Here is a 21838-nt window from a genome sequence, read left to right on the forward strand (position 1 = left end):
CAACAAAGTGTCACTGGAAGGTAAAGTCGCTCTCATCACCGGCGCAGGCTCCGGTTTCGGCGAAGGCATTGCCAAGCGCTTCGTCGAAGGCGGCGCCAAGGTCATCGTCGTCGATCGCGATGCCGCAGGCGCAGAGCGCGTCGCCAAGCAACTCGGCAGCAATGCCATCGCCGTGGTTGCCGATATCGCCAAGGAAGCCGACGTTAATGCGGCCGTTGCGGCGGGTCTCAAGCAGTTCGGGCGCGTCGATATCCTGATCAACAATGCCGGCATCGGCCACAAGCCGCAGAACGCCGAACTGGTCGAGCCCGACGAATTCGACCGTATCCTCGGCGTCAATGTGCGCGGCGTCTACCTGATGACGCGGGCGCTGCTGGCGCACATGAAGGAAAACAAGGCGGGCGTTATCGTCAACATCGCTTCGACCGGCGCCAACCGGCCGCGTCCGAACCTTGCCTGGTACAATGCGACCAAGGGCTGGGTCGTTTCTGCCACCAAGGCGCTCGCGATCGAGCTCGCGCCCTTCAACATCCGCGTCGTCGCGCTCAACCCGGTTGCCGGCGAAACGCCGCTGCTGACCACCTTCATGGGCGAGGACTCCGACGAAATCCGCAAGAAGTTCCGCGATTCCATTCCGCTCGGACGCCTGCTGAAGCCGGAAGACCTTGCGGAGGCCGCCTTCTTCGTCGCCTCGCCGCAGGCGTCGATGATCACCGGCGTGGCGCTCGACGTCGACGGCGGACGCTCGATCTGATTATTTCGACCTGATTTCTGGGACCATAAACAACGAAACCGCAAAGCGGGGGAACCATGATGAATTTGACGAAACTGGCGCTTGCCTCGTGCTTCATTGCCGCGTCGCTGACGCCGGCGATGGCCAAGGATACGATCACCGTCGGCCAGGTGCTCGAGCCGCCGGGCCTCGACCCGACCGCGGGCGCCGCCGCACCCATCCGCTACATCACCTACGGCAACCTTTTCGAAGGTCTCGTCCGGGTGGTGGAAGACGGCACGGTGAAGCCGCTGCTCGCCGAGAGCTGGACGATCTCCGACGACCAGAAGACCTACAGCTTCAAGCTCCGCCAGGGCGTCAAGTTCCATGACGGCGCGGCTTTCGACTGTTCGGTGGTGAAATTCTCCTATGAGCGCGCCGTCTCGGCCGATTCCACCAATGCGCAGAAGGGCCTGTTCGAGCCGATCGAAAAGACCGAATGCCCGGATCCGGCAACCGCGGTCGTGACGTTGAAGCGCCCGGCCTCCAACTTCCTCTTCAACATGGCCTGGGGCGACGCGGTCATGATCGCGCCGTCGTCGGCCGCCGACAACAAGACCAAGCCGGTCGGTACCGGCCCGTTCAAGTTCAAGGAATGGGCGAAGGGCGACAAGGTGGTGCTGGAAAAGAACGCCGACTATTGGGGCGAACCGGCCAAGCTCAGCGAAGTGACCTTCAAGTTCATCAGTGACCCCTCGGCTGCAGCGGCCGCCGTTCTTGCCGGCAACGTCGATGCCTTCCCGATGTTCCAGGCCGCAGAACTGGTCAGCCAGTTCCAGAGCGACCCGAACCTGCAGGTTGAGGTCGGCAGCACCTCGGGCAAGGTGGTGCTTGCGCTCAACAATGCGAAGAAGCCCTTCGACGACGTGCGCGTGCGGCAGGCGCTTGCCCATGCGATCGACCGCAAGACGCTGGTCGAAGGCACTTACTCGGGCTTCGGCACGACCATCGGCTCGCATTATTCGCCGGTCGAACCCGGTTATGTCGATCTGAACGAGACCTACCCCTATGACCCCGGCAAGGCGCAGCAACTGCTGCAGGAAGCGGGCGTTCAGAACCTCGAAATCACCATCATGCTGCCGCCGCCGGCCTATGCCCGCCGCGGCGGCGAGATCATCGCGGCCATGCTCAGCGAAGTCGGCATCAAGGTGAACCTCGTTCCGATCGAGTTCGCACAATGGCTGGATCAGGTCTTCAAGAACTCGAACTTCGACGCAACGATCATCGCCCATGCGGAAGCCCGCGACCTCGATATCTATGCGCGCGACAAGTACTACTTCAACTACCAGAACCCGGAATACAAGGCGCTCTACAAGTCCTACACGCTGGCTGCGACCGAGGCCGAGCAGATGGACCTGATCGGCCAGCTCCAGCGCAAGCTCGCAGCGGACGAACCGAACGTCTTCCTCTACGCGCTGCCGAAGATCGGCGTCTGGAACAAGAAGGTGAAGGGTCTCTGGAAGAACATGCCGGTGCCGGCCGACGACCAGACCCAGACCTATTGGGAAAACTGATCGACTTTCATTGAGCGGGATGCGGACGGAAATCCGCACCCCGCTCCAGCATCTGCCCCTCGTTGGGGCGGACGCAGATCTGCCGTTGATTGACGCACCCGGCGCCGGTCAACGCTCGCTCTTTCCGGGAGGTTGATGTGATTTCCTTCATTGGCGGTCGCCTCGTGTCGCTCTTGCTGACGACGCTGGTCGCCTCAGTCATCGTCTTTCTGCTGATGCAGGTGCTGCCCGGCGACCCGGCCGTGCTGATGCTCGGCATGAATGCCGACGCAGATGCGATCGCGGCGCTGCACCGGCAGCTCGGCCTCGATCAGCCGATCTGGATCCGCTACCTCCACTGGATCGGCGGCTTCGTCGTCGGCGATTTCGGCATGAGCCTCACCTATTCGGTTCCGATCCGGGAGCTGCTTGGCCCGCGCATCCTGGTGACGCTGCCGCTGGCGCTGCTCTCCATGGCAATCTCGGTCGCCGTCGCCATCGCCATCGGCGTCTATGCCGCCGCCAACCGCGGCAAGGCCGGCGACACCGTCGTCATGGGCATCGCCCAGGTGGGCGTCGCCATCCCAAACTTCTGGCTGGCGCTTCTCTTCATCCTGCTCTTCGCGCTGAAGCTCGCCTGGTTCCCGGCCTCCGGCTTTGCCGGCTGGGAAGGCGGCATCTGGAACGGCCTGCATTCGCTCATCCTGCCGGCGCTCGCACTCGGGCTGCCACTTGCGGCCATTCTCGGACGCGTCACGCGCTCGGCCGTCATCGAGACGCTCGGCGAGGATTTCATCCGCACCGCGCGCGCCAAGGGGCTTAGCCGTTCGGGCGCTCTCTGGAAGCATGCGGTGCCCAATGCGCTCATTCCGGTCGTCACCATTATCGGCCTGCAATTTTCCTTCCTGCTTGCCGGCACGATCATCATCGAAAATGTCTTCAACCTGCCGGGTATCGGCCGCCTCGTCTTCCAGGCGATCGCGCAGCGCGATCTCGTGACGGTGCAGACGCTGGTGACCCTGCTTGCCGCCTCCGTCATCACCATCAATTTCCTCGTCGATCTGGTCTACGGCTATCTGGATCCGCGCCTGTCGAGGGGAGGCCACTGATGTCCGCTCCTGCAGCCGCCGCGCAACCCAGCCTCATCTCCAAGCTTATCGGCAGCCGAAATCTGACGATCGGCGCCACCGTCACCGTCATCCTCGTGGCGATGGCGCTCGTCTCCTATGTCTGGACGCCCTATTCGCCGACGGCGATGAATTTCCGCGACAAGCTGCAGGGACCGAGCCTTGCCCATTGGTTCGGCACCGACAACTTCGGCCGCGACATCCTGTCGATGATCATGGTCGGCGCCCGCAACTCGATCAGCGTCTCGATCGTCGCGGTTCTCGTCGGTGCCGGCATCGGCGTGCCGCTTGGCGCTTGGGCGGCTGCTCGCGGCGGCTTTGTCGATGGTCTCGTCATGCGCATGAGCGACCTCGCCTTCGCCTTCCCGGCGCTTCTGACCGCCGTCATCATCACCGCGATCTTCGGTCCGGGCGCTACCAACGCGATGATCGCGATCGGCATCTTCAACATACCCGTCTTTGCCCGCGTCACCCGCGGTGCCTCGATGGGCCTCTGGAAACGCGAATATGTGCAGGCCGCGCGCTGCGCTGGCCGCGGCGACGTCGCGATCACGTTTCTGCACATCCTGCCCAACATCAACCACGTGCTGCTCGTTCAGGTGACGATCCAGTTCGCTTTGGCGATCGTCGCCGAAGCCGGCCTTTCCTATGTCGGCCTCGGCACGCAGCCGCCGATGCCGAGCTGGGGCAAGATGCTGAACGACGCCCAGACCTTCATCTATCAGGCGCCCTGGCTCGCGATCTTCCCGGGACTGGCGATCACCTTCGCCGTGCTCGGCCTCAACCTGCTCGGCGATGGCCTGCGCGACATTCTCGACCCGCGCGTGAGGCGGCAACGATGACCAAACCCTTGCTTCACATGGCCGGCATGTCGGTCGAACTCACCGCGGGCAAAAGCACGGTCGATATCGTCTGCGACATCGATCTCGAACTCAACCGCGGCGAACGGCTTGGGATCGTCGGTGAGTCCGGCAGCGGCAAGTCGATGACAGCCCTTGCCGTCATGGGCCTGCTTCCGCAGCGCATGCGGGTGCGCGGCGAACTTTCCTTCGACGGCCGCAATCTCGCGGGCTTGGGCGAAGCCGACTATTGCGGCTATCGCGGCCGGCGCACGGCGATGATCTTCCAGGAGCCGATGACGGCGCTCAATCCCGTCAAATCGATCGGCGCGCAGATCGCCGAGGGACGGCGGCTGCATCTCGGCGAAACGAAAGCCGATGCGGAGAAGAAAGCGCGTGCGCTGCTCGACCGCGTCGGCCTGCCGGCACCGCGCTTCGACCTCGATCTCTACCCGCACCAGCTCTCCGGCGGCCAGCGGCAGCGCGTGATGATCGCGATGGCGATCGCCTGCGAACCGGATCTACTGATTGCGGACGAGCCCACGACGGCGCTCGACGTTACGGTGCAGGCGCAGATCCTCGATCTGCTCGACGAGCTGATCGAAGACACCGGCACAGCGCTGATGCTGATAACCCACGATCTCGGCGTCGTCTCCGAGATGACCGACCGCATCGCGGTCATGTATGCCGGCCGCATCATCGAAACCGGGCGCACGGACGATGTCTTTGCGCGCATGGCGCATCCCTATGCCCGCGGCCTTTTCGCCGCGTCGCCGCATGGCGCAGCCCTTGGCTCCCGCCATCAAGGCGATGGGCGCCCGCGGCTGAATGCCATCCCCGGTATCGTTCCGGATCCTTTTGGCCGTCCATCCCACTGCTCCTTTGCGGACCGCTGTTCCTTCGCTGAGGCCGACTGCCGTCAGGCGATCCCGGCACTCGACCTGATCAATTCCGATGGAAATGTGCAGCATCGCGCCGCCTGCTTTCATCCGCGCGAAAGGATGGTGGCACCGTGAGCGAGGTGATCCTCAAAACCACCGATCTGGTGCGCGAATACGACCTGCCACGCCCGTCGATCTTCTCGAAGCAGAGCCGCCTGCGCGTGCTCCATGGTGTCAGCGTCGCACTCGCCGCTGGCCAGAGCCTCGGCATCGTCGGCGAAAGCGGCTCCGGCAAGTCGACCCTGGCCCGCGCCGTGATGGGGCTGGAGCGACCGCAATCGGGCCAGGTGTCGATCGCCGGCAAGGATATCTACGCGCTCGATCGCGCCGGACTGCGAGAGGCGCGCAAGGGGTTTCAGGCGATCTTCCAGGATCCCTACGGCTCGCTCGATCCGCGCCACACGGTTCGGACGATCATCTCCGAGCCGATCGTTTCGCTGGAGCGTGGAACGGGCACCACGGAGCGCAACCGGCGCATCGCCGAGGTGCTGGAGGCCGTCGGCCTACCCTTGGCGTCGGCCGACAAGTATCCGCACGAATTCTCCGGCGGCCAGCGCCAGCGCATCGCCATCGCCCGCGCGCTGATCACCCGGCCGGCCCTGATCGTCGCTGACGAGCCAGTGTCTGCACTCGACGTCTCGATCCAGGCGCAGGTTTTGAACCTGATGATGGACCTGCAGGAAAGGCTCGGCCTTTCCTATCTGTTCATCAGCCACGATCTCGGCGTCGTGCGCGCCATCACCGACCGGGTTGCCGTCATGCATCTCGGCCGCATCGTCGAGGAAGGACCGACGGCCGAGGTCTTCGACAACCCGCGCCATCCCTATACTCAGGCGCTGGTCGCTGCCGTGCCGAAACCGTTTTCCGGACGGCGCAAGCGGGTGCGCTCCGCTGGGCCGCCGCAAACGCCCGTCCATACCGCAACGACCGCAGCCGGCTGCGCCTATGCTGCCGTCTGTCCCCGCAGGCAGGAGATCTGTCTGACCCGAACGCCTGAGGCCAAGCCGGTGACGCCGGCCTGGTCCGCCCGCTGCCATTTTGCCTAGGAAGTGCCCCATGTCCGAACTCGCCGATCTCTCCGCCGTCGATCTCGTCGACGCCTACCGCTCGAAGAAGCTTTCCCCCGTCGAGGTCACCGAAGCGGTGATTGCCCGCATCGACGCTTCCGAGCCAAAGCTGAACGCGCTTTGGGCCTATGACCCCGCCGAGGCGCGCAAGGCCGCCAAGGCATCGGAAGAGCGCTGGGCAAAGGGTGAACCTCTGGGCGCAATCGACGGTGTGCCGGTGACGATCAAGGAAAACATCGCAACCAAGGGCACCGCCGTGCCGCTCGGCTGTGCTGCCGTGTCGCTGACGCCTGCAACCGCCGACGCGCCGCCGGCAGCCCGCACCCGCGAGGCAGGCGGCATCCTTCTCGCCAAGACCACCATGCCGGACTACGGCATGCTGTCTTCCGGCCTTTCCAGCTTCCACAAGCTGGCCCGCAACCCCTGGGACCTCTCAGCCAATCCGGGCGGCTCGAGCGCCGGCGCGGGTGCGGCAGCCGCGGCCGGTTATGGCCCTCTGCACATCGGCACGGATATCGGCGGCTCGGTCCGGCTGCCGGCCGGCTGGTGCGGCGTCGTCGGTCTGAAGCCCTCTGCGGGGCGCGTGCCGATCAACCCGCCCTTTATCGGCCGCGTTGCCGGCCCGATGACCCGGACGGTCGCCGACACGGCACTCTACATGTCGGTGCTGTCGCAGCCAGACGCCCGGGACACGATGTCCCTGCCCTATGCCGATCTCCCCTGGCTCGATCTTGATCGTGATCTGAAGGGTCTGAAGATCGGCCTCTGGCTCGACGCCGGCTTCGGCCAGTCGGTCACGCAAGAAACGGAACAGGCGGTCAAGAAGGCGGCACAGCTCTTTGCCGATGCCGGCGCGATCATCGAGCCGATCGGCCCCTTCCTGACGCGCGAAATGATCGACGGTCTCGACCGCTTCTGGCGGGCGCGCGGCTGGGAAGACGTGTCGCGCCTTTCGCCGGAAAAGCAGGCGCAGATCCTGCCCTATATCTTCGACTGGATCAAAACGGCCGAGAATTTCTCCGGCCGCGAGGTCTATACCGGCTTCGCCCAGATCGACGCCATGCGCAACGCGCTGCATGCGGCACTTTCCGGCTATGATTTCATCCTGTCGCCGACAGCACCGACGGCCTCCTATCCGGCTGAATGGGCCTCGCCGGTCAACGACCCGCAGAAGCCGTTCGAACACATCGCCTTCACAGTCGCCGTCAACATGGGCGGCCAGCCGGCAATCTCGCTCAACTGCGGCTACACCTCAGGCGGACTGCCGATCGGCCTGCAGATCATCGGCCAACAGTTCGACGACATCGGCGTGCTGCGCCTCGCGCGTGCCTTCGAGACCATGCGCCCTCAGCAGCGCCCATGGCCAAAGGTCGCATGATGAGCGACACCATGCGTTACACCATCGAAAGCGGCGATCTCGAAAACATCGTTTCCCGCCTGCTCGACATCGTTCGCCGGCTCGGCGTCAGCGTCTCGAAACTCGCGATCGAGGTAGACGGCGGCAACGCCAATCTTGAAATCGCCCTCGCTCCGGCCTCGCAGGCTGTCGCCAACACGCTGCGCGAGCGCATCGGACAGATCGAAGGCGCGAAGGCAGCGGTCTAGCCCGCATCATTATCAACGCGGCCGTGCCGCTTTACACCGACTGAAAACCACAGGAGTGCCGACAATGGCCCGCAAACTTTTCATCCTCCCCGGCGACGGCATCGGCCCGGAAGCCATGGCGGAAGTCCGCAAAATCATCGCCTACATGAATGCCGAGCTTGGTGCCGGCTTCGTGACGGACGAGGGCCTGGTTGGCGGTTCGGCCTATGACGCCCACGGTCAGGCGATCTCGGAAGAGGACATGAAGAAGGCGCTTGCCGCCGATGCGGTGCTGTTCGGCGCCGTCGGCGGTCCGAAGTGGGATGCGGTGCCCTACGAGGTGCGCCCGGAAGCCGGTCTGCTGCGTCTGCGCAAGGATCTCGAACTCTTTGCCAACCTGCGCCCGGCGATCTGCTACCCAGCGCTTTCCGCCGCCTCGTCACTCAAGCCGGAACTGGTCGAAGGCCTCGACATCCTGATCGTGCGCGAATTGACCGGTGGCGTCTATTTCGGCGAACCGAAGGAGATCGTCGATCTCGGCAACGGCCAGAAGCGTGGCATCGACACCCAGGTCTATGACACCTACGAGATCGAGCGCATCGCCGGCGTCGCCTTCGAGCTGGCCCGCACCCGCAACAACCGCGTCTGCTCGATGGAAAAGCGCAACGTCATGAAGTCGGGCGTGTTGTGGAACCAGGTGGTGACCGAGACGCACAAGGCGAAGTACTCCGACGTCCAGCTCGAGCACATGCTGGCGGACGCCGGCGGCATGCAGCTGGTGCGCCAGCCCAAGCAGTTCGACGTCATCGTCACCGACAACCTGTTCGGCGACATGCTGTCGGACGTGGCCGCCATGCTCACCGGCTCGCTCGGCATGCTGCCCTCGGCCTCGCTCGGCGCGCCGGATGGTGTCAGCGGCAAGCGCAAGGCGCTCTATGAGCCGGTGCACGGCTCGGCACCCGACATTGCCGGCCAGGGCATCGCCAACCCGATCGCGATGATCGCGTCGTTCGCCATGTGCCTGCGCTACTCCTTCAACCTGGTGAAGGAAGCCGACAATCTGGAGAGGGCGATCGCCAACGTGCTCGACCAGGGCATCCGCACCGGCGACATCATGGCCGAAGGGGCAAAGAAGGTCGGCACCACCGAGATGGGCGACGCCATCCTTGCCGAGTTCAAGGCGCTGTCGGCGTAAGCGACAACCGATCCCGGACGGCGTCACGCTGACGCCAACAGGCCTACGAAAACCAACACCTCCGGAGCGCATCCGGAGGTGTTTTGCGTTTCACGGCCTTGCGAGAATGCGGCGTCTCAGATCGTGATGCCGCCGTCTATGTTGATTGCCTGGCCGGTAATGAAGGCCGCCTCGTCGGAGGCGAGGAAGGCGCAGATGGCGGCGACTTCTTCGACCGTGCCGAACCGGCCGGCCGGCTGGCGGCTGATGAAGGACCGGTAGGCCTCATCCCGGCTTCCAAGCTTTTCGCCAAGTTCGCCGATGCGCTCTTCCAGGGAGGGTGATGCGACAGTGCCGGGGCAGACCGAATTGCAGCGAATGCCCTGAGAAACGTAGTCAGCTGCCACCGCCTTGGTCAGGCCTATGACGCCACCCTTGGCGGCGCCATAGGCGGCACGCCGCGGGAAACCCTTGATCGAGGAGGCAACCGATCCGATGGTGATGATGCTGCCGCCATTGGCCTTCATCTTCGGGATTGCGCCGGCAATGACGTTATAGGCGCTGTCGAGCGTAATGTTCACCGAGCGCCGCCAATCGGCGGGCGAGCATTCCTCGATCGTGCCCTGATGCACGTAGCCGACCGCGTGCACGAGGATATCGACCCGGGCGAAGGCGTCGAAATAGGCACCGACCGCCACATGATCCGTCGCATCGAGCCGCGTCGTTGTAGCCCCTTCGAGCGTGGCGAGCAGCTCGGCATTGATGTCGCTGGCGTGGACCTCGGCGCCTTCAGCCATCAGTCGTTCGGCGACCGCGCGGCCGATGCCTTGGCCGGCAGCCGTGACCACGGCAATGCGCCCGGCCAAACGTCCCGTCTTTTCCTTCATGGTGAAACCCTTCTGCATGTCTAGAGGGATTGAACGACCTGACGCTGGCGGCCGAGTCCATCGATACCGAGTTCGACCACGTCACCGGGCCCAAGATAGCGCGGCGGCTTCTTGCCCATGCCGACGCCGGGGGGCGTGCCGGTGCAGATGAGATCGCCGGGCTCCAGCACGCAGAATTCGCTCATGTAGGAGACGATGGTCGCGACGTCGAAGATCATGCGCGCGGTCGTACCCGCCTGCATGCGCTCGCCGTTGACGTCGAGCCACATCGACAGGGCCTGCGGGTCCGGAACCTCGTCTTTCGTCACAAGCCAGGGGCCCGTCGGGCAGAAATTCGGGAAGCTCTTGCCCTTCACCCACTGCCCGCCGCGCTCCATCTGCCAGGCACGTTCGGAGACGTCGTTGACGATCGTGAAGCCGAGGACATGGTCCATAGCCTCGGCGCGCGATACGTTGAGCGCCCGCTTGCCGATGACGATGCCGAGCTCGACCTCCCAGTCCAGCTTCGACATTTTCTCTGAGTGGAGAAGCGGTGCGTTCGGGCCGCAATAGGTGCCGGCCGCCTTGTTGAAGAGGATCGGTTCGGACGGCACTGGCAGTCCCGCCTCTTCCGCATGGTCGGAGTAGTTGAGGCCGACGCACCAGATTGTACCGGGCCTTGCGACCGGCGGCAGGATGTCCGCATCGACCACCGGCATCACAGGGAGCGCCGCGAAATCGGCGCCGGAGAGCACTGCCAAGACACCAGGCAAAGTCTCCGCCGTGAAGTCCTGGACGAGCGAAGACACCTCCCGCGCGTTGCCCTCGCCGTCGAGGATGCAGGGCACGGCAGAGCCGTCGACGGTGAGACGCAACAATTTCATTCTCTTGGCCTTTCAGTTGGATATGTCTCAGCGAGCGACCATTCAGCCGATCGGAGCGGCTTCGACGGAAAGCCGATAGCGGGTGGTGAAGGTCTGATCGGGTTCGAAGGCAATCGCCGTTGCAACGCCGGAGCCCGCGATGGGGCTGTCGCCCGTGGAGACAGCCGGTCCGAGATCGAAGGCGGATGCGATCGGCTCGACGCCGAGCGCCACGTGCCGCCCATTCCAGGGGTAGGCCTTGCGACCGCGGTTGCTGTACCAAAGCAGCAAGCTTGGGAAATGCTCGTTCTGCCAAGTGAGCCGCGCGCGAAAACCTTCATCGCGATAGTGAAGCGCCAGGCTGCCGTCGATGCCCGAGAGCTGCAGCAGGTCCTCGGTCTCCTCGACAAGCGGCACCTGCGACGCATCGAGCATGACACCTTTGCGCGTCTCGACCTTGCCGAGCGATAACCATTGCCGATCGGGCGAGAACAGAGCCGCGCCCGGTTCGACATCGCCGGGAAAACTCCAGACGCGATCATGGGCGCCGGGTTCGATCGTGACCGAACCGGGACGGCTCGGCAGTCGGAACGTCGGATGCAGGCCGATCGGCAGGCGGCACGGACGCCGGGCCTCGATTTCCAGGGTGATGTCGATGGAGGGCGCATTTGGATCCGGCACGATCTGCCGCCGCAACAGTCGGATCGGATGGTTCTCCGGATAATGGCATTCCATCGCTATCTGGCGGTCGTCGCAGGCACCCCACGCCCAATGGACATTGGAGCTATGGCCATGCGGCACGCCGGCGCCGTCGAAACTCTCACCGTCTACGGACCAGCCTGCAGGAAGCGTGCGGCTGGCGTCGCTGCCGAAAGGCACACACGGCCACTCGCCACGCAATTCCTTCAGGATTTCCGGCAGCGTCTCGCGCTCGGGATCGTTGCCCCAAGGCGCAACTTGCAAGGGGCTGACTTGCCGCCCGTCCGGAAGCAGGAACAGCACCGGGCCGAGCATGCCGCCGAGCGACTGCACCGAGAGGCAGCCATGCGCCCAGGCGAGCGCGCGCCGTGTGGTCTCCGCGCTCACTTTGTAGCCGCCCCGAACCGGTTTTCCGGCATGCCGGCGACCGTGACGCGCATGGCATAGAGGCTGCCGGCGAGACGCTCGGCTGGCCCCGCACCGGCCGTGGTGATGTAAAGCGTCTTCAGGTCGGCGCCACCGAAAGTGCAGGTGGTGATGTTGGTGATCGGCATATCGATCGTCTCGGCAAGGCTGCCATCCGGCGCAACACGGGCGATGCAGCCACCGCCATAACGGCAGTTCCAGAGGAACCCCTCGCTGTCGATCGCCGAGCCGTCGGGCGCGCCGAGATCGAAACCGGTGAAGAAGGGTCGTTCGCCGGAAATCGAGCCGTCCACGGCATGATAGTCGAAGGCGTAAATCTCGTTTGCCAGCGTATCGCCGAAGTAGAAGGTGCTTCGATCCGGGCTCCAGCAGAGCGTGTTGGAAATGCCGAGGCCATGCCGCCATTCGGTGACGGTGCCATCGGGTGCGATCCGGTAGAGGATGCCCTCGCCCGGGGCAACGTCGCCAAGCTGGCCATCCGGAAGCACGTTGTTCTTCATCGAGCCGACCCAGAAGTTTCCGAGGGGATCGGCGCGACCGTCATTCAGCCGAACACGCGGTGAACCGGGCAGGACGAAGCCGTGATCCTGCCGCCGGTCGGTTTCGGGCCACCACCATATGAGCTTCGAGCCGAGAGCGATGAGCAGACGCCCATCTTCACGGGTCAGCGAGATCGCCACCACCGGCTCGTCGAAGAGCCACGTCCTGACCGCGCACGTCGCCTCGTCATAGCGGTGGATCAGAAAGCGGTTGATGTCGGTCCAGTAGAGCGCCGCCTCTTCCGCCGACCAGACGGCGCCCTCGCCGCAGCGGTCGCCGACGGGCGCGACACAGACGAGCTCACGGGCCATCTCCGCCTCCTATTCCGCTGCGATGCTTGTCGGGATCGAACGCGCGGGGCCGAGCGCCTCGGCATTCTGCACAAGCGCCTTCATGTAGCCGAGCGCAAAGGCCTTGCCCGCATGCCAGGAGGCGCCGCAGGTCATGGCCGGCGTATGGTCGGGGATCATCACACCCTGGTAGTTTTCGTCGCGCAGGATGCGGATGATTTCGGCCATGTCGATATCGCCCTCGTCGACGAAGGTCTCGACATAACGCGGCATCTTTCCGCGTACGTTGCGGAAGTGGATGTAGCCGATGCGGCCGGAGCGGGCGAAACGACGAACGTGCTCGTAGATATCCCCTCCCGGCATTTCCTGCAGCGAGCCGAGGCAGAGTTCGAGCCCGTTCGAGGGCGAGTCGACGATCGCCATCAGCCGGTCGTACTTCTCCGGACGGTTGACGAGCCGCGCGGTGCCACGCAGTTCCTCGGCTGGCGGATCGTCCGGGTGAGCGCCGAGCACCACGCCCGCCTCCTCGGCGACCGGCACGACCTCCTTCAGGAAGTGGCTGAGGCGGTCCCAGAGCTCCGCCGAGCTGACGGAAACGGAGGCAGCGCCGGCGACGCCACGACGATAGCGCATGTTCCAGACCATGCCGTCTGGGATCGGCGCATCCGGGCTTGGCGCGATGCTGTTTTCGACGCCGAAGCCGACGGATTCCGCACCGCCGCGGGCATAGGGGCCGCGGGTCCAGCCATAGACGCCGGCAAGCGAGAAATTGTAGCCGATGCAGGGAATGCCGGCGCGACCGGCGTCGCGAATGAGCTGCTTCAGCCCCTCGATCTGCTGCGCCCGCTCTGGCCCGTCGAGCAACACGTCATGCCAGAAGCGCGGCGAGAAGTTCTCGATCGCCGCCACTTCCAGCCCACCGGCCCGCACGTCCTTCACCAGCGCCGACAGCTCTTCGTAAGTCCAGAGCCGGTCACCGGAGCAATCACCCCAGCCGCCCTGGTCGCCACTGTCGATCTTCGGATCCTTGCCGGCGAAATAGTTGGTGAGATGCGCGACGACGTGGGTCGCGCCCGCCTGCAAGGCAAACTGAAAGTTATCCGGGGTGAGTTGCTCCCGGTAGAGCCCAAGGCCGATTTTCATCTTGTCGTTTCCTATCCGATTATTTGACGCCGATGCCGGCGGTGAGGCCGCCGTCGATGCGGAAGTCCGAGCCGGTGACGAAGGCGGCGCGATCCGAGGCGAGATAAGCGACCAGCTCGGCCACCTCCTCCGGCTCGCCGATGCGGCCGATCGGGTGTGCAGCGCCGAAGCGGGCAAAGGCTTCCGCCTCGCTGACGCCCTCGCCGCCATAGGTGCGGGCTGCAAGCGATAGCAGCGGCGTGCGCACCGAGCCTGGGCTGACCGAATTGACCCGGACCTTCGCCGCCGCATGATCGAGCGCCATGGCGCGGGTCAGCGCATGGATCGCGCCCTTGGAAGCGACATAGGCGGCGACGTTCTGCTGGCAGGCATGACCCTGCACCGAGGAGATGTTGACGATCGCGCCGCCGCCGCGCTTCATCATTTCCGGAATGCCGAAGCGGCCGGTGAGATATATCGAGCCGACATTGACCGACAGGCAGCGCGCAAAGGTCTCGGCGCTGGTGTCGAGCACGGTGCCATAGGGGTGAACGGCGGCGGCATTGACGATGATGTCGAGGCCGCCGTGGCGCAGCACCGCCTCGCGCACGGCCGCTTCGACCTCTGCTTCCACGGCAACGTCCGTCAGTCGGGTCGACATCGGCAAGTCGCGCTCTTTGGCTATGCGGTCGAAGATCTCGTTGGTGGCGACGTCGTTGCCACAGGCAAGCACGGTGGCGCCTGACGAGGCGAGCCGGATCGCCGAGGCAAGCCCGATCCCGGACGTGCCGGTGACCAGCGCGATCTTTCCCTTGAATTCAGTCATGATTGTCTCCGCGATGGATCGCGATGATCCGGGCCGGCGTCGACCCGAGATCATAAGCGTGATCGTTGGTCATAAGGGGGAGCGGGATGCGGACACCCCGCGCCGGTCTCAGCGCACCCGTTCCAGAACCTGGTTCAGGAGCACGGCGCCGAGGATGATCCCGCCGCGCACGACGTATTGCCAATATTCGCTGACATTCATCAGCGTCATGCCGTTGGAGATGCATCCAAGGAAGAGCACCCCGATCAGCGTGCCCCAGATCCGGCCCTTGCCGCCGAAGAGCGAGGTACCGCCGATGATGACGGCCGCGATCACGTCGAGTTCCATGCCGGTCGCCGTCGTCCCGGTGCCGGCCCCGATCTGCGAGGCGATCAGCGTGCCGGAGACGGCGGTTAGCGCGCCGGTCAGGCCCAATGTCAGCGCCTTCACCTTCCAGATGTCGATGCCGGAGAGACGTGCCGCCTCCATGTTGCCGCCGACCGCGTAAACCTCACGGCCGAAGCTTGTGTACTTCATCAGGAAGTGCATCGCCGCGAAGGTCAGCGCAAAGATATAGACCGGGAACGGAATGCCGAAGAGATAACCGCCGCCGAGGAAATCGAAACCGAGCGGGAAGGACGACATCGGGAAGCCGCCGGTGATCAAATTGGCGACACCGCGGAGTGCCGCGAAAAGCGCCAGGGTGGTGATGAAGGTCGGCACGTTGAACCACTGCCGGAAACGGCCGGTGAGATAGCCGAGCGAGAAGCCGAGCAGAAGTGCCACCGCAAAACCGACGGTGACCGCGCCCCAGTCACCGAACGTGTCGGTGAAACGGTCGGCGAACCAGGCAACGATGCAGCCGGCGAGCGCGGCACCGGCGCCGACCGAGAGATCGATCTCCCCGCTGATGATAACCGCCGTCATGCCGAAGGCGATGATGCCGAGCATCGAGACGGTGCGCAGCACGTTCAAGACGTTGCTGGTGGAGGCGAAGCCTGGTGCGACGAAGATCAGGAAAATCACCAATGCGGCGAGAATGATCTCCATCGGGTAGGTTTTCAGAAACTTGAGCGGCGTGTTCTGTCCGCCTGTTTCCGTGGTCTGGCTCACGAGTGTCATTGCTTGGCCCCTTCCATGCACAGGCCGTAGAGTTCGGTCAGGTCGGTTTTCGTCGGATCCACTTCGGCGACGACGGCGCCGTGATGCATGACGAGGATGCGGTCGGCGACTTCCAGCACCTCCTCGAGCTCGGTCGAGACAAAGAGGCTGGCAAGGCCATCGGCGGCCTGTTGCCAGATGATGTCGAAGATCTGGCGCTTGGCCTGGACGTCGACGCCGCGGCTCGGCTCATCGAAGAACATCACCGACGGCTGCCGGTTCAACCATTTGCCGATCACCACCTTCTGCTGGTTGCCGCCCGACAGCGACGACACGGGCAGTTCCGGATCGCCGCACTTGATGTGCAGATCGGCGATCTGGCGGCGCACGTGCGGCTGTTCGCGGCGGCGCGAAATGAAGCCTCTGTTGGAGATCGGGCCGAGGCTCGCCATGCAGAGATTGTCGGCGGTCGAAAGCGACTGCACGAGGCCGACCTCCTTGCGATTTTCCGGCGTGTAGCCGAGTCCCGCCTTGCGCATGTCGCGTGGGCTGGCACCGGTCATATCGCGACTGTTGAACGTCACTGAACCGCTGTCGATCCGGTCGGCGCCGAAGATCGCCCTCATCAGTTCGGTGCGCCCGGCGCCGAGCAGGCCGGCGATTCCGAGGATTTCGCCCGGATAGAGATCGAAAGAAACATTCTGAAAATGCCCGGAGCGGCTGAGATCCCGCACCTCGAGCACCGGCCGGGTGCGATCGAGCGTGCGCCGCGGCGGCCGCGTTGCGCGGGCGGCATCGCCGAACATCATGCCGACGATCGCCGAAGGCGTCGTCGCCTTCATCTCGACCGCGCCGATGTAATGGCCGTCGCGGATCACCGTGCAGGTATCGGCAATCTCGAAAAGCTCGCTCATCCGATGGGTGATGTAGATCATCGTCACGCCGCGGGCGCGCAGCCGTTCGATCAGTGCGAAGAGCTGCTTGACCTCGCGCGACGCCAGCGCCGAGGTCGGTTCGTCCAAGAGCAGGATCGACGGGTTGAAGGACATCGCCTTGACGATTTCCACCACCTGCTGCTGGCCGACGCTCAGCGCCGAAACCGGCTGGCGGGAATCGATCGCAAGCCCCATGTCGGCAAGCAATTCGCCGGCGCGCTTGTGCAGGCCCGCCCAGTCGACGACGCTGAAACCGGCGCGACGCCGATGCGGCAGCCGGCCGAGAAAGATGTTCTCGCCGACAGAAAGCTCCGGCACCAGCGAGAGCTCCTGGTGCACGGTGACGATGCCGGCGGCAAAGGCATCATGCGGCGAGGTGAAATGGCGATCCTCGCCATTGACACTGATCGTGCCCGATGTCGGCTCGGTGACGCCGGCAAGCAGCTTGACGAGCGTTGATTTGCCCGAGCCGTTCTTGCCCATCAGGGCATGCACCTGGCCGGGGGCGAAGCTGTGGGTGAATTCGGAGAGGGCGACAGTCGGACCGTAACGCTTGGTCACGGCCCGAAAGTCCAGCCGTCCCTGCACCCCTTGCAACGCGGCTGAACTCGGTTGCGGATAGCTCATGCGGATTTCCTGCTGTGCAAGACGAGGGAGTGGCGGGCGCGATGTCCCGCCGCTCGGCTGACGTCAAAACCCAATCACTTCAGCGCCTTCAGGCCTTCCTTGTAGGCCGCGACCGCCTGCGTATCGGCGCGCGTCAGAGGCAGCACCGGCACGTTGACCTTGGTCTCGATCTTCTTGCCGTCGAGCAGGTTCTGTGCCGCTTCGATCGCCTGCTTGCCGACCTCGAGCGGCTGCTGCGCCGTCGTTGCCTGCAGTACGTTGTCGGAATTCAGCAACATGTTGGCGAGCTGCTCGGAACCGTCGGTGCCGAAGACGAAGACCTTGCCTTCGAGGCCTGCCTTTTTCACGGCCTGGACCGCACCGATCGTGCCGCCCTCGTTGGCAGCGTAGATCACCTGGATATCGGGATTGGCCGTCAGCATGTCGCTTGCGACCGCGAGCGCCTTTTCGGCAAGCCAGGCATCCTGCTGGGCGACGATATCGACCTGGTCCTTGACGACGCTTAAGAACCCGTCGACGCGGGCGTTCGACTGTTCAGGCAGCAGTGCCTTGAAGGCGAGCGTGCCGATCTTGACCTTGCCACCATTGCCGAGGGTCTTCAGGAAGTCGGTTGCGGCGTTGCCTGTGCCGATGCCGATATCGCGGTCCGAGCTCGTCACCGTCGCCTGGGCGACGTCGCCATTGGCCGAAGTGCCGTAGGTGACGACCGTGATGCCAGCATCACGCGCCTTCTTCAGCGCCGGCACCGAGGCATCGGCCGAAAGCGGCGCCACGACGATCGAGTTCACGCCGCGAGCGATGTAGGTGTCGATGAGCTGCGCTTCCTTCTCCAGCTTGCTGTCGCTGTTGCCGGCGAGAAGCTCGTCGCCGGCGGCTTCCGCAGCCTTCTCCATGCCGATCTGGATGCCGCGGAAATACTGGTCCTGCTGGAAGACGATGCCAGCGATCGCCTTGCCGCCAGCAAAGGCTGCGCCCGGCGCAAAGCTGACGGTGGCAAGAAGTGCGGCAAGCGCCAGACGTTTCATGTTGCTCATATTGGTTCTCCTCCCAAGTGCCCTGTTCGTGCCGCCGGACCAACGGGCGAAAATCCGGCAAATGGCTGCCCGCACCGCGTGAAGCGCGGTTCGGACCCAATCTCCAAATGTTTATCGTGGCTGCGAGCTGCCCGGCACGGCATCGACGAAGCGGATGCCGAACTCCAGATGACGGCTCATCAGGTAGACATAGGCGATGCGGTCGCGCGCCCTCAGCGCCCGGATGATCTCGGCATGCGCCTCGAAGGTCGCCGCGTGCACCGGACGTTCGGCCTTGCCGAGCCGCATGACCTCCTCGATCACCGAACGCAGCATGTGATAGGCGGCAAGCGTCGTGCGGTTGCCCGAGAGTTCGACGATCGCCGAATGGAACTCATAGTCGCACTGTGCGGCTGCCTCGACGCTCTCGGCCTCAAGGATCCTGGAATTGATCGCATCGAGCCGGTCGAAATCGGCGTCGCTGGCCGTCAGGATGATGTGTTCGCCGACACCGGTCTCGATGATGCGGCGGAAGCCCTGCAGGTCATGAAACGAGTCCGGTGAGATACCGTTGTGAAAGGCAAAGAGCCGGCGGATCGCCTCGCCGTGGCCACCGCTGATCACGGCGCCCACCTTCGGCCGGGTCTCGACCATGCCATAGGCGCGCAGCACCTGCAGCGCCTCGCGCACGGTGTTGCGGCCGGCCTGGAACTGTTCGCCGAGATCACGCTCGGTCGGCAACGCGTCACCGACACCAAGGCCACGCTCAGAAATCATGTCGCGGATCTGCTCGACCAGCCGATCGACGGCCGAGGTCTTGCCCGGCTCCACGGCCTCGACGCCCGACAACACCTCTTCCCTTACCGAACTGCTCACCGGCTCTCCTCCCTGCGATGCCTTATTTGTTGGTCCAGATTGCAGTTTCCGTCAAGCGAAAATTTTAAGGTCTCAGCTTAATCGGTGATTTTCACGCGAAATCTCCGCTTTCAGACTTGAATTGTTGGACCAATGGGACATTATTGCCGGGCGTGGTCCAACAATAGCCACGGAAGCGGGTAGGAGTTCTGCATGAGACTGATGGAAGAGTGCTTTCGCTGGTACGGGCCCAACGATCCGGTGCCGCTCAGCCACATCCGGCAGGCGGGCGCCACAGGGATCGTGTCGGCGCTGCATCACATTTACGACGGCTCGCCGTGGTCCGATGAGGCTATCCTTAAGCAGAAGGCGCTGATCGAGGCGGCCGGCCTGCGCTGGAGCGTCGTCGAGAGCATTCCGGTGCACAATTCGATCAAGCTCGCGACGCCAGATAGCGATCGCTATATCGGCTGGTACAAGGATACGCTTCGCGCCCTGGCACGTTCGGGCATCAGCATCGTCTGCTACAACTTCATGCCGGTGGTCGACTGGACGCGCACGGAACTGATGCAGCCTTTGGCCAATGGCGGCTTTGCGCTGCGCTTCGATGCTGTCGATTTTGCCGCTTACGACCTCTTCGTCCTGCAGCGTCCGCATGTGGAGGACAGCTACTCAACGCAGCAGATCGCCGCCGCCCGCCAGCGTTTCGACGAGATGGACCAGGCGAAAATCGACCGGATCGAACGCAATCTGATCGCCGGTCTTCCGGCCACCGAGCGCCAGTTCAACCGGGCGAGCTTCCTCGCAGCCCTCTCGGAATATAATGGCGTCACCGCCGACATCTTGCATGAGAACCTCGCGCGCTTCCTCAGGGAGATCGTGCCGGTCGCAGAAGAAGTCGGTATCCGGCTCTGCATCCATCCGGATGACCCAGCCTTCTCTCTCTATGGCCTGCCGCGGATCGTTTCGACGCCGGCCGACGTCCGGCGCATTCTCGCTGCCGTCGACAGTCCGGCCAACGGCATCACCTTCTGCACCGGCTCTTACGGCACACGCGCCGACAACGATTTGCCGGCCATGGTGCGCGAATTCGGCCCGCGCATCCATTTCGCCCATCTGCGCAACGTCCAGCGCGAAGAAGACGGATCCTTCTACGAGGCCGACCATCTTGGCGGATCGAGCGACATGCCCGCGGTGATATTGGCGTTGATGCAGGAGCAGGAGCGCCGCGTCCGCGAGGGTCGCACCGACTGGCAGATCCCGCTTCGGCCCGATCACGGCCATCTGCTCGCAGACGACATCGGCAAGGAGCGGATCAACCCCGGCTATTCGCTGATCGGGCGCTTGAAGGGTCTCGCAGAAATCAGAGGCGTCATGCAGGGCATTGCAACGGCCATGGCGCACAAGGATTGAGGGAAGACATGAAACATTTTGAAGACGATACCGAACTCTTTACCGCCATGCGCAGCCGGCTGTTCACGGCCGTGGTCGGCGACATTCTCGACACGATGGGCCTGCAGCACCAGTTCCTGCCGCCGCAGATCAAGGCGCTGCGCGACGACATGGTCGCTGTGGGCCGCGCGATGCCCGTGCTGGAGGCGGATTTTTTCGCGACCGCTGAGGCCGGCGGCCATTCGGAATTCAGCGCCAAGCCTTTCGGCCTGATGTTCCATGCACTCGATAGCCTGAAGGAAAACGAGATCTACGTCTGTTCCGGCTCGTCGCCGCGCTATGCGGTCTGGGGCGAACTGATGTCGACGCGAGCAATGAAACTCAAGGCGGCCGGTGCGATCTGCGACGGCTATTGCCGCGACAGCGCCGGCATTCTCGCGCTCGATTTCCCGACCTTCTGCTACGGCTCCTACGCCCAGGACCAGGGCCCACGCGGCAAGGTCGTCGACTACGGCATCCCGATCGAGATCGGCGGCATCCGCATCCGGCCGGGCGACATCCTCTTCGGCGACCGCGACGGCGTGCTCGTCATCCCGAAGGAGGCGGAGCGCGAGGCGATCGCGCTGGCGCTGGAAAAGGCCGAGACTGAAAACAAGGTGCGGCTGGCGATCGAGGCCGGCATGAGCACCGTCGAGGCCTTCGAACGCTTCGGCGTCATGTAACGACAGAATGATGAGGTGCCGGGAGACGGCGCCTCACCTCAACCGGCTCAGATCCACGGGGCGACCGTTGATGATCGCCTCCATCGAGAAGAAGCCGGTGACCGTGGCGAGGTCGAAATTGGTGATGAGCTTCTGGTAGAAGGTGTCATAGCCGCGCATGCCGCGGGTCACCACCTTGATCAGATAATCCCAATCCCCGCCGATGCGATAGAAATCGATCACCTCCGGCAACCGCTCGACATGCTGCCGAAAACCGTCGCTCCATTCCTTGGAGTGATGGCGGGTGCGGATCATCACGAACACGGTGAGATCCAGCCCCAAAGCGTCGAGATCGATGTCTGCATGCGAGCCCCGGATCACACCGATTGCCTGCAGGCGCTGGAGGCGCCGCCAGCAGGCGTTTTGCGACAGGCCGACCTTTTCGGCCAGATCCCGCTGCGACAGCGACGAATCTTTTTGCAATGCGGTAAGAATGTTCAGATCGAAAGCATCGATTTTGAGCGACGATTCGATCATTTGACACAATTCCTCGATGAAACCGCAGAAGATAGGTGAGGTTTTCGACCCTGGACGGGATTACAATTG

The 21838-nt window shown here is 64.0% G+C and carries 22 protein-coding genes; 11 read left to right on the forward strand and 11 right to left on the reverse strand.

All coding sequences use genetic code 11. The features are described from left to right. Nucleotides 1-7 precede the first annotated feature (7 nt). From FA04_RS27175 to leuB, 9 genes are all read left to right on the forward strand, one after another. Complete coding sequence (locus FA04_RS27175; protein ID WP_034801753.1) at nt 8-754, forward strand: glucose 1-dehydrogenase; 747 nt, start codon at nt 8-10, stop codon at nt 752-754. Between the two features lie 56 nt (nt 755-810). Next, nucleotides 811-2286 (forward strand): ABC transporter substrate-binding protein, encoded by a 1476-nt coding sequence (locus FA04_RS27180; RefSeq protein WP_034801755.1) that lies wholly within the window; start codon nt 811-813, stop codon nt 2284-2286. A gap of 137 nt (nt 2287-2423) precedes the next feature. Then, nucleotides 2424-3374 carry an ABC transporter permease gene (locus FA04_RS27185; RefSeq protein ID WP_034801757.1) on the forward strand — a complete coding sequence of 317 codons (951 nt, stop codon included), beginning with the start codon at nt 2424-2426 and terminating at the stop codon, nt 3372-3374. After that, nucleotides 3374-4234, forward strand: a complete 861-nt coding sequence (locus FA04_RS27190) for an ABC transporter permease (protein WP_034801759.1) — start codon at nt 3374-3376, stop codon at nt 4232-4234. Before FA04_RS27185 ends, FA04_RS27190 begins: the two co-directional genes overlap by 1 nt. Beyond that, nucleotides 4231-5247 carry an ABC transporter ATP-binding protein gene (locus FA04_RS27195; protein ID WP_034801761.1) on the forward strand — a complete coding sequence of 339 codons (1017 nt, stop codon included), beginning with the start codon at nt 4231-4233 and terminating at the stop codon, nt 5245-5247. Before FA04_RS27190 ends, FA04_RS27195 begins: the two co-directional genes overlap by 4 nt. Further along, entirely contained in the window at nt 5244-6218 is a 975-nt protein-coding gene (locus FA04_RS27200; protein ID WP_082566572.1) for an ABC transporter ATP-binding protein, read from the forward strand. The genes FA04_RS27195 and FA04_RS27200 overlap by 4 nt, the downstream gene beginning before the upstream one ends. Before the next feature lie 10 nt (nt 6219-6228). Beyond that, a complete protein-coding gene (locus FA04_RS27205; protein WP_034801763.1) occupies nt 6229-7617 on the forward strand; it encodes an amidase in 1389 nt (462 codons plus the stop codon). Next, nucleotides 7599-7844: a hypothetical protein gene (locus tag FA04_RS27210; RefSeq protein WP_034801765.1), complete on the forward strand. Its 246-nt coding sequence runs from the start codon at nt 7599-7601 to the stop codon at nt 7842-7844. Before FA04_RS27205 ends, FA04_RS27210 begins: the two co-directional genes overlap by 19 nt. A gap of 64 nt (nt 7845-7908) precedes the next feature. Then, nucleotides 7909-9018 carry a 3-isopropylmalate dehydrogenase gene (gene leuB, locus FA04_RS27215; RefSeq protein WP_064817046.1) on the forward strand — a complete coding sequence of 370 codons (1110 nt, stop codon included), beginning with the start codon at nt 7909-7911 and terminating at the stop codon, nt 9016-9018. Nucleotides 9019-9134: 116 nt separating this feature from the next. On the opposite strand, the gene FA04_RS27220 is transcribed toward leuB, so the two are convergent. From FA04_RS27220 to FA04_RS27265, 10 genes are all read right to left on the reverse strand, one after another. Beyond that, nucleotides 9135-9884: an SDR family oxidoreductase gene (locus tag FA04_RS27220; protein WP_034787996.1), complete on the reverse strand. Its 750-nt coding sequence runs from the start codon at nt 9882-9884 to the stop codon at nt 9135-9137. 20 nt (nt 9885-9904) lie between these two features. Next, entirely contained in the window at nt 9905-10747 is an 843-nt protein-coding gene (locus tag FA04_RS27225; protein WP_034787913.1) for a fumarylacetoacetate hydrolase family protein, read from the reverse strand. A 42-nt stretch (nt 10748-10789) separates the two neighbouring features. Then, nucleotides 10790-11812 (reverse strand): hypothetical protein, encoded by a 1023-nt coding sequence (locus FA04_RS27230; RefSeq protein WP_034787909.1) that lies wholly within the window; start codon nt 11810-11812, stop codon nt 10790-10792. Further along, nucleotides 11809-12702, reverse strand: coding sequence for an SMP-30/gluconolactonase/LRE family protein (locus FA04_RS27235; RefSeq protein WP_034787905.1), 894 nt, complete (start codon nt 12700-12702; stop codon nt 11809-11811). The genes FA04_RS27230 and FA04_RS27235 overlap by 4 nt, the downstream gene beginning before the upstream one ends. 9 nt (nt 12703-12711) lie before the next feature. Further along, nucleotides 12712-13824, reverse strand: coding sequence for a mannonate dehydratase (locus tag FA04_RS27240; RefSeq protein ID WP_034787903.1), 1113 nt, complete (start codon nt 13822-13824; stop codon nt 12712-12714). Nucleotides 13825-13843: 19 nt separating this feature from the next. After that, the gene (locus FA04_RS27245; RefSeq protein WP_034787900.1) at nt 13844-14629 is read right to left on the reverse strand and encodes an SDR family NAD(P)-dependent oxidoreductase; all 786 of its coding nucleotides are present in this window, start codon (nt 14627-14629) and stop codon (nt 13844-13846) included. 108 nt (nt 14630-14737) lie between these two features. Beyond that, on the reverse strand, nt 14738-15730 hold the full coding sequence (locus FA04_RS27250) for an ABC transporter permease (RefSeq protein ID WP_034787896.1): 993 nt from the start codon (nt 15728-15730) through the stop codon (nt 14738-14740). Next, complete coding sequence (locus FA04_RS27255; RefSeq protein WP_082566297.1) at nt 15727-17271, reverse strand: sugar ABC transporter ATP-binding protein; 1545 nt, start codon at nt 17269-17271, stop codon at nt 15727-15729. The genes FA04_RS27250 and FA04_RS27255 overlap by 4 nt, the downstream gene beginning before the upstream one ends. Nucleotides 17272-17345: 74 nt before the next feature. Beyond that, entirely contained in the window at nt 17346-18305 is a 960-nt protein-coding gene (locus FA04_RS27260; RefSeq protein ID WP_051659114.1) for a substrate-binding domain-containing protein, read from the reverse strand. 111 nt (nt 18306-18416) lie between these two features. After that, nucleotides 18417-19160: a FadR/GntR family transcriptional regulator gene (locus FA04_RS27265; protein ID WP_051659113.1), complete on the reverse strand. Its 744-nt coding sequence runs from the start codon at nt 19158-19160 to the stop codon at nt 18417-18419. A 201-nt stretch (nt 19161-19361) separates the two neighbouring features. On the opposite strand from FA04_RS27265, the gene uxuA reads away from it, so the two are divergent. Both uxuA and FA04_RS27275 read left to right on the forward strand, forming a co-directional pair. Continuing rightward, the gene (uxuA, locus tag FA04_RS27270) at nt 19362-20552 is read left to right on the forward strand and encodes a mannonate dehydratase (protein ID WP_034787871.1); all 1191 of its coding nucleotides are present in this window, start codon (nt 19362-19364) and stop codon (nt 20550-20552) included. Between the two features lie 8 nt (nt 20553-20560). Continuing rightward, on the forward strand, nt 20561-21253 hold the full coding sequence (locus FA04_RS27275; protein ID WP_034787868.1) for an RraA family protein: 693 nt from the start codon (nt 20561-20563) through the stop codon (nt 21251-21253). A 33-nt stretch (nt 21254-21286) separates the two neighbouring features. Here the strand turns inward: FA04_RS27275 and FA04_RS27280 are convergent, their stop codons facing one another. After that, the gene (locus tag FA04_RS27280) at nt 21287-21769 is read right to left on the reverse strand and encodes an Lrp/AsnC family transcriptional regulator (protein ID WP_034787865.1); all 483 of its coding nucleotides are present in this window, start codon (nt 21767-21769) and stop codon (nt 21287-21289) included. Nucleotides 21770-21838: the final 69 nt, after the last annotated feature.

It is taken from the genome of Ensifer adhaerens (assembly GCF_000697965.2).
GTDB classification, from domain to species: domain Bacteria; phylum Pseudomonadota; class Alphaproteobacteria; order Rhizobiales; family Rhizobiaceae; genus Ensifer; species Ensifer adhaerens.

Coding starts and splice junctions, on each gene's coding strand:
- FA04_RS27180 (WP_034801755.1), top strand. CDS start 811: ATGATGAATTTGACGAAACTGGCGCTTGCCTCGTGCTTCATTGCCGCG.
- FA04_RS27190 (WP_034801759.1), top strand. CDS start 3,374: ATGTCCGCTCCTGCAGCCGCCGCGCAACCCAGCCTCATCTCCAAGCTT.
- FA04_RS27195 (WP_034801761.1), top strand. CDS start 4,231: ATGACCAAACCCTTGCTTCACATGGCCGGCATGTCGGTCGAACTCACC.
- FA04_RS27205 (WP_034801763.1), top strand. CDS start 6,229: ATGTCCGAACTCGCCGATCTCTCCGCCGTCGATCTCGTCGACGCCTAC.
- FA04_RS27210 (WP_034801765.1), top strand. CDS start 7,599: ATGGCCAAAGGTCGCATGATGAGCGACACCATGCGTTACACCATCGAA.
- leuB (WP_064817046.1), top strand. CDS start 7,909: ATGGCCCGCAAACTTTTCATCCTCCCCGGCGACGGCATCGGCCCGGAA.
- FA04_RS27220 (WP_034787996.1), bottom strand. CDS start 9,884: ATGAAGGAAAAGACGGGACGTTTGGCCGGGCGCATTGCCGTGGTCACG.
- FA04_RS27225 (WP_034787913.1), bottom strand. CDS start 10,747: ATGAAATTGTTGCGTCTCACCGTCGACGGCTCTGCCGTGCCCTGCATC.
- FA04_RS27235 (WP_034787905.1), bottom strand. CDS start 12,702: ATGGCCCGTGAGCTCGTCTGTGTCGCGCCCGTCGGCGACCGCTGCGGC.
- FA04_RS27240 (WP_034787903.1), bottom strand. CDS start 13,824: ATGAAAATCGGCCTTGGGCTCTACCGGGAGCAACTCACCCCGGATAAC.
- FA04_RS27245 (WP_034787900.1), bottom strand. CDS start 14,629: ATGACTGAATTCAAGGGAAAGATCGCGCTGGTCACCGGCACGTCCGGG.
- FA04_RS27250 (WP_034787896.1), bottom strand. CDS start 15,730: ATGACACTCGTGAGCCAGACCACGGAAACAGGCGGACAGAACACGCCG.
- FA04_RS27255 (WP_082566297.1), bottom strand. CDS start 17,271: ATGAGCTATCCGCAACCGAGTTCAGCCGCGTTGCAAGGGGTGCAGGGA.
- FA04_RS27260 (WP_051659114.1), bottom strand. CDS start 18,305: ATGAGCAACATGAAACGTCTGGCGCTTGCCGCACTTCTTGCCACCGTC.
- uxuA (WP_034787871.1), top strand. CDS start 19,362: ATGGAAGAGTGCTTTCGCTGGTACGGGCCCAACGATCCGGTGCCGCTC.
- FA04_RS27275 (WP_034787868.1), top strand. CDS start 20,561: ATGAAACATTTTGAAGACGATACCGAACTCTTTACCGCCATGCGCAGC.
- FA04_RS27280 (WP_034787865.1), bottom strand. CDS start 21,769: ATGATCGAATCGTCGCTCAAAATCGATGCTTTCGATCTGAACATTCTT.